Raw genomic sequence first — 12,647 nt, forward strand, 5'->3', positions numbered from 1 at the left:
GGCTTCCTGGGAAGTATCACATCCTGAGCGGGGAGGAGGACAACGCTCGCCCTTCCCCCGCACGTCCCCCTGACAAGCGATGTCATGACGGCCAATCTGGGTAGGATTTGACTCCGTGCGAACCCTCCGCTCGGGCGGGAGCCGGGGGGATGCCTAGGTTGGTGGGGTCATGCAAAGCACCCCTTCCTGGGCCTGGATCGTCTTCTGGGCGCTGCTCCTGGCGCTGCTGGTGGTGGACCTGCTCGCGCACCGGGGAGGCCGTGGGCAGTCGCGCCGCGCGGCGGTGCTGTGGAGCCTGGCGTGGGTGGGCCTGGGCCTGGGCTTCTGCGGCTTCGTGTGGGTGACGCTGGGCAGTGAGCGCGGCCACGAGTACCTGGCGGCCTGGCTCATCGAGAAGAGCCTCAGCCTGGACAACGTCTTCGTCTTCCTCGTCATCTTCCGCAGCCTGAGCGTGCCCCAGCGCTACCAGCACGAGGTGCTCTTCCTGGGCATCTTCGGCGCGCTGGTGTTCCGGGCCCTGTTCATCTTCGTGGGGGCGGCGGCGCTGCAGCGCTGGGGCTGGGTGTCGTACGTCTTCGGCGCCATCCTGCTCATCACCGCGTGGCGCGTGTTCCGCGAGGACCCGTCGAAGCAGGAGGACAACCGCGTCGTGGGGTGGCTGGCGAAGCGGCTGCCGGTGACGGACCAGGTGGAGGGGCCGCACTTCCTGGTGAAGCACCAGGGCCGCAGGCTGGCCACGCCGCTGCTGCTGGCGCTCGTGGGCCTGGAGGTGACGGACATCCTGTTCGCGGTGGACTCGGTGCCGGCGGCGTTCTCCGTCACCACCGACACGTTCATCCTCTACAGCTCCAACGCCTTCGCCATCCTGGGGTTGCGCGCGCTCTACCTGGTCATCGCCGGGGCCGTGGGGCAGCTGAAGTACCTGCACTACGGGCTGGCGGGGGTGCTGGCGTTCGCGGGCGTGAAGATGGTCGTGGAGACGTGGGTGCACATCCCGCCGCTCCTGTCCGTGGCCATCATCGTGGTGGTGATTGGCGGAGCGGTGGGCGCCAGCCTCCTGCACCGCAGGTCCGTGCGCCAGGTGGAGGCCTGACGCTCAGCCGCCGGGGTTCAGGGGCTTCGTCAGCAGCTGGTCGAACGTGGGGTTCGCCGCCTTCGCGATGCGCGCCGCGTGCTTCTTCAGGAGGGCGGCGTTGGCGTCCTTCACGTCCTTGCCGGAGGCCACCTCCAACTGGGTGATGTACTTGCGCAGCCCGGCGCGGCGCTGCTCCAGCTGCAGCCGCTCCGCCTCGCTGAGCTTCGGGTCCTCCAACTGGGGCCCGATGGCGGCGAGCTGCTCCTCCAAAAGCGCGATGTTCGCGGGGTCGGTGGCCTGGGACACCATCGCCACGCCCGCGTCCGGCGCGGCGGCCACGGGCTCCGGATACACCACGGCGGTGAGGCCGCCGAACTCCTGGGGCGACATGCCCTTCGCCTCCAGGTTCAGGAGGAGGGCGGCCTGGGCCTTGCCCAGCATGCGCAGGGAGGCGCCCGCGGCCCGGAGCTTCGCGCTGCGGGTTCCGGTGGTGAGCTCCTTGCCGTACGACTGGACGTACTCCAGGGACTCCTTCTGGAGCACGTCGTAGGCGGGCAGGGTCGCCTCGCGCGCCGCGAGGTAGGTCTCCAGCCGCGCCTCATCCAGCTTCAGCACCTTGCCCGGGGCAGGCGGCGCGAAGGGGAAGCGGGCGTTGAGCTCGGCGGCCTTCTGGGCGCGCTCCTGGGACTTCATCAGCGTAGCCACGCCGGTGCCGTCCATCTGGCGGTCCGCCCAGACTCCCGTCGCGACCAGGCCTCCTCCCACGAGGAGCAGCCCGCCGACACCCAGTCCCAGCCCGAGGATCCACTTCTTGTTCATGGCGCTGCTCCGCTCTCCTTCCGGAAGGGCGGGGCCCGCCCGCCGCCGGAGCCCCTTTGCTACCCGGGCCGTCCCTGGAGGGCAAGCGCGCCCCGGAAAGGCCGCCCTTTCAGTCCCCGGAGGGCAGCCGGCGGGGCAGCTGCACGAGGAAGGTGGTGCCGTCCCGGGCGGAGGAGCGCACGCGCAGCCGGCCGCCATGCGCATCCACGATGTGCTTCACGATGAACAGCCCCAGCCCGAGCCCGTGGGAGTTGCGGTGGCCGTCCTGGGTCTGCGCGCGCTTGAGGGGTTCGAACAGGTGCGGCATCAGGTGCTGGGGAATGGGGCGCCCCTGGTTCCGCACCGCGAGCGTCACCGCCCCCGGCTGGCCGCGCAGCCACACGCGCACCGGGCAGTGGGCGTCTCCGTAGGCGAGCGCGTTGTTCACCAGGTTGGTGATGACCTGCGCCAGCCGGTCCGGGTCGCACGACAGCCGGGCCTCTCCCCGCCCGGCCACCTCCAGGCGCCGGTCCGGGTGGGCCTGCTGCACCTCGTCCATCACCTGGCGCACCAGGTCCAGGAGGTCCACCTCGCGCGGGTCCATGGGGATGCCGCCGCCCAGCCGCGCCTGGGTGAAGTCCAGCACGTCGCGCAGCATGCGGTGGGCGCGCTCGGCGCTGGAGAGGATGCGGGCCACGGCCTTCTGGTCGCGCGAGTCGGAGTCCTCGCGCTTCGCCAGCGACGTGGCGGCCATGGTGATGGCGGAGATGGGGTTGCGCAGGTCGTGGCCCACGATGCCGATGAGCAGCTGTTCGAACTCCGCGCGGCGCTTCGCCTCGGCCTCGGCCTCGTGCCGGTCGGTGACGTCCTGCATGGCACCCACCATGCGCACCGGGCGCCCCTGGAGGTCCTTCACCACGCGGCCCCGGTCCTCGACGAAGGCCCACGTCCCGTCACCCCGGCGCATCCGGTACTCGGCCTCCCAGTGGCCCTCGTCGCTGTCGATGGCCATGCGCAGCTCCCGCGTCACCTGCTCGCGCTCGTCGGGGTGCAGGCTGGCCGTCCACCACGCGGTGTCCATGACGGGCGGCCCCCGGGACGTGTCCAGCCGGAGGACGCGGGGCGCGGACTCGCTCCAGTGGATTTCGTCCGTCACCAGGTCCCAGTCCCAGATGATGTCGCGGGTGGCCAGGGTGGCCAGCCGGTAGCGCGTCTCCGACGCACGCAGCTCCTGCTCCGCCCGGCGCCGCTCGGTGATGTCCAGCGACACGCCCGACACGCTCACCACGCGCCCGCCCGCGTCGAACACCGGCAGGAGGCGGACCTCGAACCAGACGCCCATGAGGTACAGCTCCGTGGACAGCCGCTCCCCGGCCAGCGCGCGCAGGATGACCTCCAGCACGTCGCGCCGGTCCCGGAACACGTCGAAGACGGAGCGTCCGTGCATCACCCGGGAGGGCACGGACGTGGACGTCACGCCCTCGCCCTCGAAGAGGGTGAACACGCCCTGCGCGTCGAAGGCCCACAGCACGACGGGCAGCTGCGTGAGCACGCGGTGGAGCTGCTCGCGGGCCTCGTCGCGCTCCTGGCGCAGCGTGCGCGTGGTGGTGATGTCCGTGGACACGCCGCACAGCGCCCACGCCTCCCCCTGCACGACGCCGGGCAGGGGGAACTTCATCGTGTGGTAGAGGTGCGTCCCGTCGGGCTGGAGCACCTCCTCGTCGAAGACGAGCGGCGTCTTCGCCGCCAGCACCCGGCGGTCGTTGTAGCGGAAGCGCTCCGCCGTCTCCCGTGGGAACAGGTCCAGGTCCGTGCGCCCCAGCACCGACTCGCGCTCGTGCCCGGAGATGGCCTCGAAGGGGCGGTTGATGAAGAGGTACCTCCCGCTGGCGTCCTTCGCGTAGATGGCGGCCGGGGCGTGGTCGAGGATCTCCTGCAGCCGCCGTTCGCGGGCGCGCAGCGCGTGTTCGTGTTCGTGGACGTAGTGGGCCACGGCCTCCGTCAGGCTCCGGTCCAGCGCGCGCCAGAGCGTGCGCAGCTCGCCCGTGGCGAGCGGCCGGTGGGATGCATCCAGCACCTCGAGGAGGGTCTCGCGCAGGAGGCCGTACTCCTCCACCAGCGTCTCCACGCGGGCGCCGGCCCGGAAACGCCGCAGCCCCAGCTCCCGGGCATGGGCCCAGACCGCCTCCGAGGACCCGGTCTCCACGGGGCCCTGCCGGAGGACGAGCACCAGCGCGTCCACCAGCTTGAGCATCCCCTCCAGCCGGTCCTGGAACTCCACGGACATGCCGGGCGGGTGGGGCTCCAACCGTGCGCCCCAGCGCCGGAGGATGTCCTCACGCCGCGACTCCACGAGGTCCGCGAGCGAGTCCGTCGTGGAGGCAAACGGATTCATGCCGACGCTCCGGAGGCACCGGTCGGACGAGGCAGGCCGCCTGCTGTTCGAAGAATAGATGTCACCGTACCCCTGCTCCCGGGACGTGGCCGGAGTGGAGGGAAGATGGACATCCCGCGTCACGAAATGGATGGGGCCCACGGGACGGGGTCGGGTGGGTTGCCCACCTCTGGGATTGAACCCGGGGACATGGCGGGCGGCCATGGGAGGCCTCCGTGAACCGCTGGGCCCCGACAGGGAGCTGGGGGAGACTGACGCCCAAGCACACGGGAGGCAGCAGGCCATGGCATTCGCGGAACGCAGGACCGGCGGGCAGGGCGATGACGCGCGGGCGACGGGGCGGTCGTCCCCGGGGACGTGGACCCGGGTCCACGTCCAGAGGGGCGAGGGCCGGTCATGAGCACGCCCCAGGCAATGGATCCACTGGAGTCGCTGGCCCAGGGCCATGTGCGCAGCGTCTGGGAGGTGCTGGAGGCGATGAGCATCCTCATGCGCCGCCGCAACGAGGGCCTGCCGCTGAACCTGCCGCAGGTGACGCTGTTCCTGCGCAGCGGGCGTGAGATTACAGGGCTCGTCCGGGAGTACGGCGAGTTCCGCCAGGGCCGCGGCGTGCTGCTCACCACCTCCGGAGGCTACCGTTCGCACGGGGAGGGCCTGGACGTGACGTTCGTCCCGGACGGCGTCATCGAGGCGCTCACGCTGCACGACGCCACGGTGCTGGACACGCCCGCGAAGTCGATGCCCGAGTCCTCGCCCATGCACCTGCGCCGCCACCTGCCCGCGCTGGCCGACAAGCTGTCCACCGCCTGGGGCACGAAGGTTGCGGCGGAGTTCGGCACGGCCGAGGAATTGGAGCACGAGGCCCACATCCAGCCCCTGGCGTGGCTCGTCGAGCGCGCGGGCGAGGTGCTGCCCAGGCTGGCCGCGACGCCCGACGTGGGCGACGTGCTCCGGGAGCGGGTGCGCAGGGTGCGGCTGTTCGTGGGGGACTCCTTCGGGGCGAAGCTCACGGACGGCACGCTGGACCTCACCACGTCGCGCCGCCCCGCGGCCTGGCCGCTGGACGCGCAGCTGGCCCGGGCGGTGAAGGACACCCTGCCGTAGCCTGGACGCGGGTGCGCGCCGCCCTCTGGGACACGGCGCCGGGCAGCGGCCCCAAAGGCCCCGGCGGGCGCGCCGGGCCTCCAGCTCCAGGGCCTCGAACTCGCCGCGCCGGGAGGCACCGGCCGGCGGGATGAACAGCGTGCACGCATAGCCGCGCCGCACGAGCAGCGCGTTCACGTCCTCGCCGTCCACGGACACGTAGGCGAGCCGCCGCCCGTAGCGGTCCGTGCACGCCTCCCCGTCCCGCAGCCGCACCGAGCGCCCCTCCACGAGCGAGCGGTTGAACGCCGCGGCCTCCTCGCCGAAGCAGTCGTCGTGCCCCTGCGTCATCTCTGGCGTGTCGGCCAGCAGGTAGCGGATGCGCTCACCGTCCTGGAGCACCACCGTGTCCCCGTCGATGACCTTCGTCACCACGCCTGTGCTCGGGCCGCACTCCCCTTCCCCGCCACCACAGGCGGACAGCACGGTGAGCAGCAGCCATCCCAGGACATGCGTCCTCATCGCGCGCACGTCCGGTTCTCCCGGCCCGGGGTGCCCCGGTCGCCCGCGCCGTAGGTCACACCGGAGGGCGTGGGACAGAAGGCCCCGGCCGCGTCGTTGCCGGCGGCGTCCCGCACGCGCGCATCCAACTGCGACGACACGCCGGGGCTTGCGGCGTTCGTGAAGGCCACCGAGTCCAGGACGGTGCCCTGCGCCGACAGCTTGAGGACATGGGCCCCCGCGCCATTGCCCAGACCGAACGCGAACGTGCCGAGCACCGAGGGCAATCCGCCATTGAGTGAAGCGTCGTCACCGCGAGCAAGGACCGCGAAGCTTCCGGCCTTCATCGACAGGCACAGCGGGGACTCCAGGACGGAGCCGCCTGACTCGTTGGCGAGCGTCACCCCGTTGAGGTCCACCTCCCGCAGCGCGAGCACCTCCACCCATTCCCCCTGCGCATCCGGGACGACCGCGGGGTCGGCCATGAACTCGGTGAGCACCAGCGAGCCCACGGTGGGAACGCGAAGCGCACGGGTCTGCCCCGTGGTCCGGTCGATACAGCCCGCCTGCGCCGTGCCCGCGTCCGTCCCGGTGCACGCGCGGTTGGTCCGTCCCGGTGTGCCCAGGTTGCCCTTGTCACCGTAGGCCTCCGTGGCCGCGCACCAGGACGCCGTGACGTCGTTGTTCTTCGCATCGCTGGTGAGCGGCGCGGATATCTGGGTGGCCACGCCGTCCTGGGCCGGGCCATACAGCGCGCTGTCGATGAGGACGTTGCCCGAGCGAATGGCGACCACGCCGCCCGCGTTGCGCAGGTCCACGGCGAACGTGGCCAGCGGCTCCGGCAGGCCACCGTTCACCTCCGGCTCCCTTCTGCGCGCGAGCAGCGCGGACTCTCCGGCGGCGAGGGACAGACAGCGCTCCAATTCCAGGCGTGTACCGGATGTGTCCGTCCCCACCGTCAGCCCGTTGAGGTCTACGGGCACGGTGGCGCGGACCTCCAGCCACTCGCCCACGGTGTCGTCGCCTCGCGGGTTGGCCATCACCTCGGTGATGATCAGCTCTCCGGGTCGCGGGGACTGGATGTCCCGGGGAGAGACCGCGCCCGGTGGCAGACACGTCGCTCCGGCTGTCACGCCGCCATCCGCCAGCGCGGGACACGGCGCGTTCGCGCTTCCCGGACTGCCCGGTGCATCGCACCAGCGCGACACGCCGTCATGGGTCCGGGCCATGCCCGACTTCGCGGGCGCTTCGAGCACCACCGAGTCGAGCACGCGCGTCCCGCACCGCAGCCCCAGGAGCCCCGCGCTGTTGCCCAGCGCGCCGAGCGCATCCCCATAGGTCTGGTCCACGTGCTCGGGCAGCGCGCCGTCACGCACGTCGCCCAGCACGACGAAGGCCCCCGCGTCCACCGGCAGGCCCGTGGTGAACGTGTAGACGCGCTCCTGCGCCGCTTCATCGCGCGCGGTGAAGAGCGTGACGCCCAGCAGGTCCACGGTCTCCCGGGTGGGGTTGTGGAGCTCCACGTACTCCTTCCCCGTGTCCGCGCCCGAGGGGTCGTTGAGGTACTCCGTGATGACCAGGTCCCCAGGCAGCAGCGCATCACAGGCCGCTGGCTCCTCCTCCCACATGGGCAGTCCGCACGCCCCCATCCACCCCAGCACCCATCCCAATCCCAACCGCACGCCCCATCCCCGCACTGCCCAAGCCGCCACACTCCGCTCCCTTCAGAACCGCGTCTCCACTTCCAGCGCGAACAGGTGCCGGGGCGCATCTGGCGGCGTCCGGGCCCCTGTCGCGTCCTTCAAGTCCACGACCCACGCGTACCGGGCCCGTGTCGTCACGGCGTCCGCCGTCCAGCTCGCATCGAGCGTGGCCCGGAACGCCTGCTCCAGCCGGTGGCGCGTCGACAGGTCCTCGTCCTTCCACACGGCGCGGCCCCGCAGCCTCACGGCGTCGCACGGCCGCACCTGCGCCTCCACGACCGCATGCGCGTCTTCACGCACGCCCCGGTTCACTGGATCATCCACGCGGGCATGCGCGTACTGCGCGGCCACGGACACTGCGTCGTGAAGCTCCGCCTTCACCCGGGCCGTGATGCGCAGGAGCGACCCTGCACAGGGGTCCTCGCCCGAACCGTCGAAGCAGTCACCCGCCACGCCGACGTCCTTGTCCCGGTACTCCGCCCACAGCGACGGTTGGAACAACGCATGCGCCCGCCAGTCCACCCGGGCCGAAGCCCGCAGGTTCACCGTGCCGGCGCTGCCCACCGCCGCGCCGTCGGCGGGCAGCGTCCATGCATCCACCTCACCGCGCAGCCGCAGCGCGCCCTCCACCCGGTGCAGGTAGCGCACGCGCGCACCCACTTCATTTCGCGCCCGTGAGCCCTCCAGTTCGTCCGGGCCGGACATCGCGCCCGTGTAGGGATTGGCGAAGCCGCGCCCGTAGGCACGCAGCGACAGCTCCAACTCCTTCGATGTGTCCGCCACCACCGTGCGCTGAAGCGCGCCGTAGCCACCGCCCGCCGCATCGAACGTGCGCGCCGCTTCCACGAAGAGGTCCACGGGCCCCAGCCCCCACGCGCCATCCACGCCCACCGCGCCGAAAGCTCCGCCCGCCGGGTAGCCCGCGGTGGAGCGGAAATCGAGCACCGCGCCCTCCACGCTCCATACGGGCCGTGCGCCCCAGGCCGTCACACCGACCTGTGCCCGCCGGGTCCACGCCATCGCCGCGTGGCCGCCTCCGGCCCACTCGCGAAACACGCCGGGCAGCTTGCGCGACACCACGCGTCCCACGGGTGCCCCCGTCCCCGCGAGCCACACCGGAGGAGCCTTGCATGCGGTGCCCTCGCAGAGGGCATGGGAGATCAACGAACGGGACTGGTACGAACCGAAGCCCGTCACGGACACGCCCGAGGCGCTCCGCACCGTGCCCACCACACCCCGGAAGCCTTCGTCCCACTGGAAGTCCGGCGTCACCTCCGCGGCGCGCTCCTCGGGGGTGCAGGCACCCTCTCCCAGAAAGCACCAGCGCTCCACGTCGTCCGGTATTCGCACGGTGTCGTCAGGCAGGAAGCCGTCCGGCGTGGGCAGTCCCGTGGTGTCCAACGTCAGCCGCTGACCGAAGCCCAGCCGGTACGAGCCCACCAGCACGGAAGCCCGCTCGCCCGTCCACTGGGCGTGGAACTTGGGCACGGCCACCGACACACCGGGCGCCTCCGCCACCAGTGCGCGCCGGTTCGCGTCCCGGTGCACCGAGCCCAGCCGTCGCCGCGTGAGCGAAGTGAGCAACCCCACGCGCCAGCCCTCCGGCCCCGCCACGCGCACCTGGAGCGCCAGGGGCGGAAGCACCGGATCCGACGCGGCGAACGCCGTCAGCAGGCGCGCATCCCCCGTCACCCGCTCTGGCGCCGAGGTCGTCAGGAAGGGCGCCAGCCGTCGCCGCTCCTCCAGCGTCAGCCCGCCGGAAGCCGTGAACCCATCCACGCGCGCGTACGTCAGTCCCGGCAACGCATAGAGCGCGGCGCGTGACGCATGCGCCACATCCACGCCCGAGCGCCGCAGCACCAGCAGCGCGGACAGCGTCTCCGCCGTGATGGCGCCGTCCTCCCTCAGCGCGAACAGCGCCTGCTCCCCCGTGTCCTCGGGGTCTACCTCATAGGTCGCGGCGAGCGCCGTGAAGGGCAGACCCAGCAGGAACAGCCAGACGCAGAGGAGGACGGAACGCACGCGGCGGGCCCTCTGCACGAGCGGGACCACCCTTCCCTACAGAGAAGACACGACGCGCGGTCCATCCCTTCCCCGGACCCGCCGTCCAGGCCAGGGACGGCGGTCCACGGCCACCGCGTGGGCGTGGGGCGGTGCGGCTATGCTGCGGTGACATCCTCGCGAGGCCGGTCCCGTCCGGCCCCAGAAACAGCGCATGGGCTACGTCCACATCCTTCGCCACTTCCCCTCTCCCCAGGAGGGGTTCAACCGCACCGTCCGCATCTACACGCCGGACACCTACGACGCCTGGCAGGACCACCGCTTCCCGGTGCTCTACATGCACGACGGGCAGAACGTCTTCGCGCATCCGGAGTCCGCCGTCTTCGACACGTGGTGCGCCAACCGCGTCGCGGAGGAGAACGTCCAGGCGGGGCGGATGGAGCCGTGGATCATCGTCGCGGTGGACTCGGGCCCCGGCCGGTTCCAGGAGTACTCGCCGTGGGACGAGCCGCGCAACGGCGTGTCCGCGCGAGGCGAGGCCTACGGACGCTTCCTCGTGGAGGAGCTGAAGCCATACATCGACCGGACGTACCGCACGCGCCAGGGCAGTGAATGGACCGGTGTGATGGGCTCATCCCTGGGCGGGCTCATCTCGCTGTACCTGGGGTGGAAGTTCCCGCGGGTGTTCGGGCGCATCGGCGCGCTGTCGCCCACGGTGATGTGGAGCCAGGGCCGCCTGTTCGACGCGTGGCGCGAGCACAGCCGCCGCTGGTCGCGCATCTACCTGGACGCGGGCGCCACGGAGTACATCCACGCGGGCGGCATCCCCCTGGACTACGGCCGGGGCACGCACGACTTCTTCCAGCACCTCAAGGGCCTGGGCTACGGCGACCACGAGGTGTCGCTCGTGCTGGAGCCCGGCGGCGAGCACCACGAGAAGGACTGGCAGCGCCGGCTTCCGGCGGCCATGCAGTGGCTGCTCGGGTGAGCGCCCTCTCGTGACACGCCGGCCCCGCTCGGTGCCGCTCGAACAGCGGCAGGTCTATGTGCAGGTCGTGGAAGGCCTGCTCCAGCATGGTCTGAAGGGCCAGGTGTCCCCCCGCCTGCGTGAACGGCTGCGCCAGGCGGGCGTGGACCTGGACCGGCCGCTGTTGCCGCTCTACCCCGTGCCGCTCTGGGGGCGGTGCCTGGAGATCGTCGTCGAAGAGGTGTACCCGGGCATGCCCAAGGCGGAGGGCTTCGCCCGGCTCGCCCGGGCGCACGTGGAGGGCTACGGGGCCACGCTGCTGGGCCGCGCGGTGATGGGCGTGATGCGCGTGCTGGGACCCCGGCGCATGGTGCAGCGGATGCCGGAGGTGCTGCGCGGCACGGACAACTACACGGAGGTGACGCTGGTGGAGCGCGGTCCCGCGCACTTCGAGCTGCACTTCAACTCGAGCCTCAAGGGGCCCGGCTACGTGGAGGCCCTCCTCGAAGCCCTGCTGGCCGCGGGCGGCGCGAAGGCGCCTTGCGTGACGAAGCTGTACGACGACGGGGAGCGCACCGAGTACGCGCTCACCTGGATCCAGGAACCCTGAAGCGCGGGTCGCCGCTCACGTCGCCTGGATGAAGCGCACCGCGTCCCGCATGGACTCCAGGTCCGGGTGGCGCGTGAGGTACATCTCTTCACCCAGGAGCGAGTGGTAGATGGGCGGCAGCTCGCGGTGCACGAGCAGCGACTTGCCCAGCCGTTCGACGATCTGCGCGTGGGAGTGCTTGTAGCGCCGGCCGTGACGGCGGGCGCTGTGACAGACGTGGTGGCGTGGAATCGCCTGGAAGTCCGCCACCGGGTCCCCCGTCACGACGCGGGCATAGAGCCGGTACACGTCGATGTCGCACGTGTAGTTCATCATGTCCGTCATGAAGCCGCCGGGCGGGCGGAGGTTGGCCTCCAGCACGACGAAGCGGCCATCCGGCAGGCGGAAGAACTCCAGGTGGAACCAGCGCTCGCGCAAGCCGAACGCGGCGACGACCTGGCGGCCCAGCACGTCGAGTGCGGCGGGGATGTGCTGGAGGCTCCAGAAGGAGATGTCGCGCCGTTCGGTGACGGTCTCCATGCCGCCGTCGCTGTACTCGTGGCTGAGGTTGAAGACGATGACGCCGTGGCGGTCCACGATGCCGTCGTAGGTGACGATGGTGCCGCGCACGAAGGGCTGCGCGACGTAGGACGTGGGGAGGGGGTGGGCGAGCGCGGCGTCGACCTCCGCGTCGCTGGCGACCTTGAAGGTGTGGGCGGCGCCGACGCCGACGTCGGGCTTGAGCACGAGCGGATAGCCCACGCGGGCGGCGAAGGACTTCACCTGGTCCGCGTCGCGCACGCGCAGGAGGTCCGGGTGGGGGACGCCGGAGGCGTGGAAGACCTCGGCCATGCCGGACTTGGAGCGCAGCTTGAGGATGTCCGAGGGCTGGAGGCCCGGGACGTGGAAGTCCTCGCGCAGGCGGGCTTCGACTTCGAGCCAGGACTCGTTGAGGGACTCGATGCGGTCGATGCGGCCGTGGCGCCAGGTGAGGTAGCCGGTGGCGCGCAGGAGGGCGTCGGAGTCGTTGAGGCTGGGGACGAAGAAGTATTCGCGAAGGGACTCGCGAAGCTCCGGGCGGAGGGACTCGTAGGGGGTATCGCCGATGCCCAGCACGGACACACCGCGTTCGCGCAGGGCGGTGGCGAAGTGGAAGTACTGGGAGGGGAAGTGGGGGGAGATGAAGACGAAGTTCATGGCTCCTGGCGGGCGAGTCCTCCGCTGGGGTGGACCATAGCGGCCCCGCCCGCGCCCTAGAAGCCCGGTGGGGAACAGTGTCCACCAGCGGCACTCGCGCCGGGGGCCTGCACCGGGAACACTCGCGCCATGGCGGAGGATTCCAAGGCGTTCGCGAGGGCACGCGAAGCGATGGGAAGGCACACCATCCCGGAGCTCATCGACCTGCTGGAGAGCGAGGACGTCCGCACACGCTTCCTGGCGGAGATGTGCCTGAGGGACGCGACCTCCACCTGACTCCACTTCTAGCCCGCGGGTCCGCGGGCCGAAAGGGAGGCCGCGGTGCAGGAGTGGCGCGA

The 12,647-nt window shown here is 71.4% G+C and carries 10 protein-coding genes and 1 pseudogene; 5 read left to right on the forward strand and 6 right to left on the reverse strand.

All coding sequences use genetic code 11. The annotated features are described in order from the left end of the window. The first annotated feature begins 169 nt into the window (after positions 1–169). Positions 170–1,093 carry a TerC/Alx family metal homeostasis membrane protein gene (locus tag JYJ93_RS00500; protein WP_206785749.1) on the forward strand — a complete coding sequence of 308 codons (924 nt, stop codon included), beginning with the start codon at positions 170–172 and terminating at the stop codon, positions 1,091–1,093. 3 nt (positions 1,094–1,096) lie between these two features. On the opposite strand, the gene JYJ93_RS00505 is transcribed toward JYJ93_RS00500, so the two are convergent. Together JYJ93_RS00505 and JYJ93_RS00510 are read right to left on the reverse strand one after the other, a co-directional pair. Continuing rightward, positions 1,097–1,894 (reverse strand): hypothetical protein, encoded by a 798-nt coding sequence (locus JYJ93_RS00505; RefSeq protein WP_206785750.1) that lies wholly within the window; start codon positions 1,892–1,894, stop codon positions 1,097–1,099. Between the two features lie 109 nt (positions 1,895–2,003). Further along, positions 2,004–4,268, reverse strand: coding sequence for a PAS domain-containing sensor histidine kinase (locus tag JYJ93_RS00510; RefSeq protein WP_206786089.1), 2,265 nt, complete (start codon positions 4,266–4,268; stop codon positions 2,004–2,006). 396 nt (positions 4,269–4,664) lie between these two features. Between JYJ93_RS00510 and JYJ93_RS00515 the strand changes: the two genes are divergently transcribed. Further along, complete coding sequence (locus tag JYJ93_RS00515; protein ID WP_206786120.1) at positions 4,665–5,372, forward strand: hypothetical protein; 708 nt, start codon at positions 4,665–4,667, stop codon at positions 5,370–5,372. A gap of 63 nt (positions 5,373–5,435) precedes the next feature. On the opposite strand, the pseudogene JYJ93_RS40480 reads toward JYJ93_RS00515, so the two are convergent. The 3 genes and pseudogenes from JYJ93_RS40480 to JYJ93_RS00530 all read right to left on the reverse strand — a co-directional run. Continuing rightward, a pseudogene (locus JYJ93_RS40480) lies at positions 5,436–5,873 on the reverse strand (thermonuclease family protein); the annotation flags it as partial. Further along, the gene (locus JYJ93_RS00525) at positions 5,870–7,564 is read right to left on the reverse strand and encodes a lamin tail domain-containing protein (RefSeq protein ID WP_330166766.1); all 1,695 of its coding nucleotides are present in this window, start codon (positions 7,562–7,564) and stop codon (positions 5,870–5,872) included. The pseudogene JYJ93_RS40480 and the gene JYJ93_RS00525, both read right to left, overlap by 4 nt. Before the next feature lie 12 nt (positions 7,565–7,576). Further along, the gene (locus JYJ93_RS00530; protein ID WP_206785751.1) at positions 7,577–9,577 is read right to left on the reverse strand and encodes a hypothetical protein; all 2,001 of its coding nucleotides are present in this window, start codon (positions 9,575–9,577) and stop codon (positions 7,577–7,579) included. A 193-nt stretch (positions 9,578–9,770) separates the two neighbouring features. On the opposite strand from JYJ93_RS00530, the gene JYJ93_RS00535 reads away from it, so the two are divergent. Together JYJ93_RS00535 and JYJ93_RS00540 are read left to right on the forward strand one after the other, a co-directional pair. Beyond that, positions 9,771–10,544 (forward strand): alpha/beta hydrolase-fold protein, encoded by a 774-nt coding sequence (locus JYJ93_RS00535; protein ID WP_206785752.1) that lies wholly within the window; start codon positions 9,771–9,773, stop codon positions 10,542–10,544. A 10-nt stretch (positions 10,545–10,554) separates the two neighbouring features. Then, positions 10,555–11,133 carry a DUF2378 family protein gene (locus JYJ93_RS00540; protein ID WP_269012941.1) on the forward strand — a complete coding sequence of 193 codons (579 nt, stop codon included), beginning with the start codon at positions 10,555–10,557 and terminating at the stop codon, positions 11,131–11,133. 15 nt (positions 11,134–11,148) lie between these two features. Here the strand turns inward: JYJ93_RS00540 and JYJ93_RS00545 are convergent, their stop codons facing one another. Next, the gene (locus JYJ93_RS00545; RefSeq protein WP_206785753.1) at positions 11,149–12,309 is read right to left on the reverse strand and encodes an ATP-grasp domain-containing protein; all 1,161 of its coding nucleotides are present in this window, start codon (positions 12,307–12,309) and stop codon (positions 11,149–11,151) included. 129 nt (positions 12,310–12,438) lie between these two features. Between JYJ93_RS00545 and JYJ93_RS00550 the strand changes: the two genes are divergently transcribed. Further along, complete coding sequence (locus JYJ93_RS00550) at positions 12,439–12,585, forward strand: hypothetical protein (protein WP_206785754.1); 147 nt, start codon at positions 12,439–12,441, stop codon at positions 12,583–12,585. Positions 12,586–12,647 lie beyond the last annotated feature (62 nt).

This window comes from Corallococcus sp. NCSPR001, from assembly GCF_017309135.1.
Taxonomy (GTDB): domain Bacteria; phylum Myxococcota; class Myxococcia; order Myxococcales; family Myxococcaceae; genus Corallococcus.

Coding starts and splice junctions, on each gene's coding strand:
- JYJ93_RS00500 (WP_206785749.1), top strand. CDS start 170: ATGCAAAGCACCCCTTCCTGGGCCTGGATCGTCTTCTGGGCGCTGCTC.
- JYJ93_RS00505 (WP_206785750.1), bottom strand. CDS start 1,894: ATGAACAAGAAGTGGATCCTCGGGCTGGGACTGGGTGTCGGCGGGCTG.
- JYJ93_RS00510 (WP_206786089.1), bottom strand. CDS start 4,268: ATGAATCCGTTTGCCTCCACGACGGACTCGCTCGCGGACCTCGTGGAG.
- JYJ93_RS00515 (WP_206786120.1), top strand. CDS start 4,665: ATGAGCACGCCCCAGGCAATGGATCCACTGGAGTCGCTGGCCCAGGGC.
- JYJ93_RS00535 (WP_206785752.1), top strand. CDS start 9,771: ATGGGCTACGTCCACATCCTTCGCCACTTCCCCTCTCCCCAGGAGGGG.
- JYJ93_RS00545 (WP_206785753.1), bottom strand. CDS start 12,309: ATGAACTTCGTCTTCATCTCCCCCCACTTCCCCTCCCAGTACTTCCAC.
- JYJ93_RS00550 (WP_206785754.1), top strand. CDS start 12,439: ATGGCGGAGGATTCCAAGGCGTTCGCGAGGGCACGCGAAGCGATGGGA.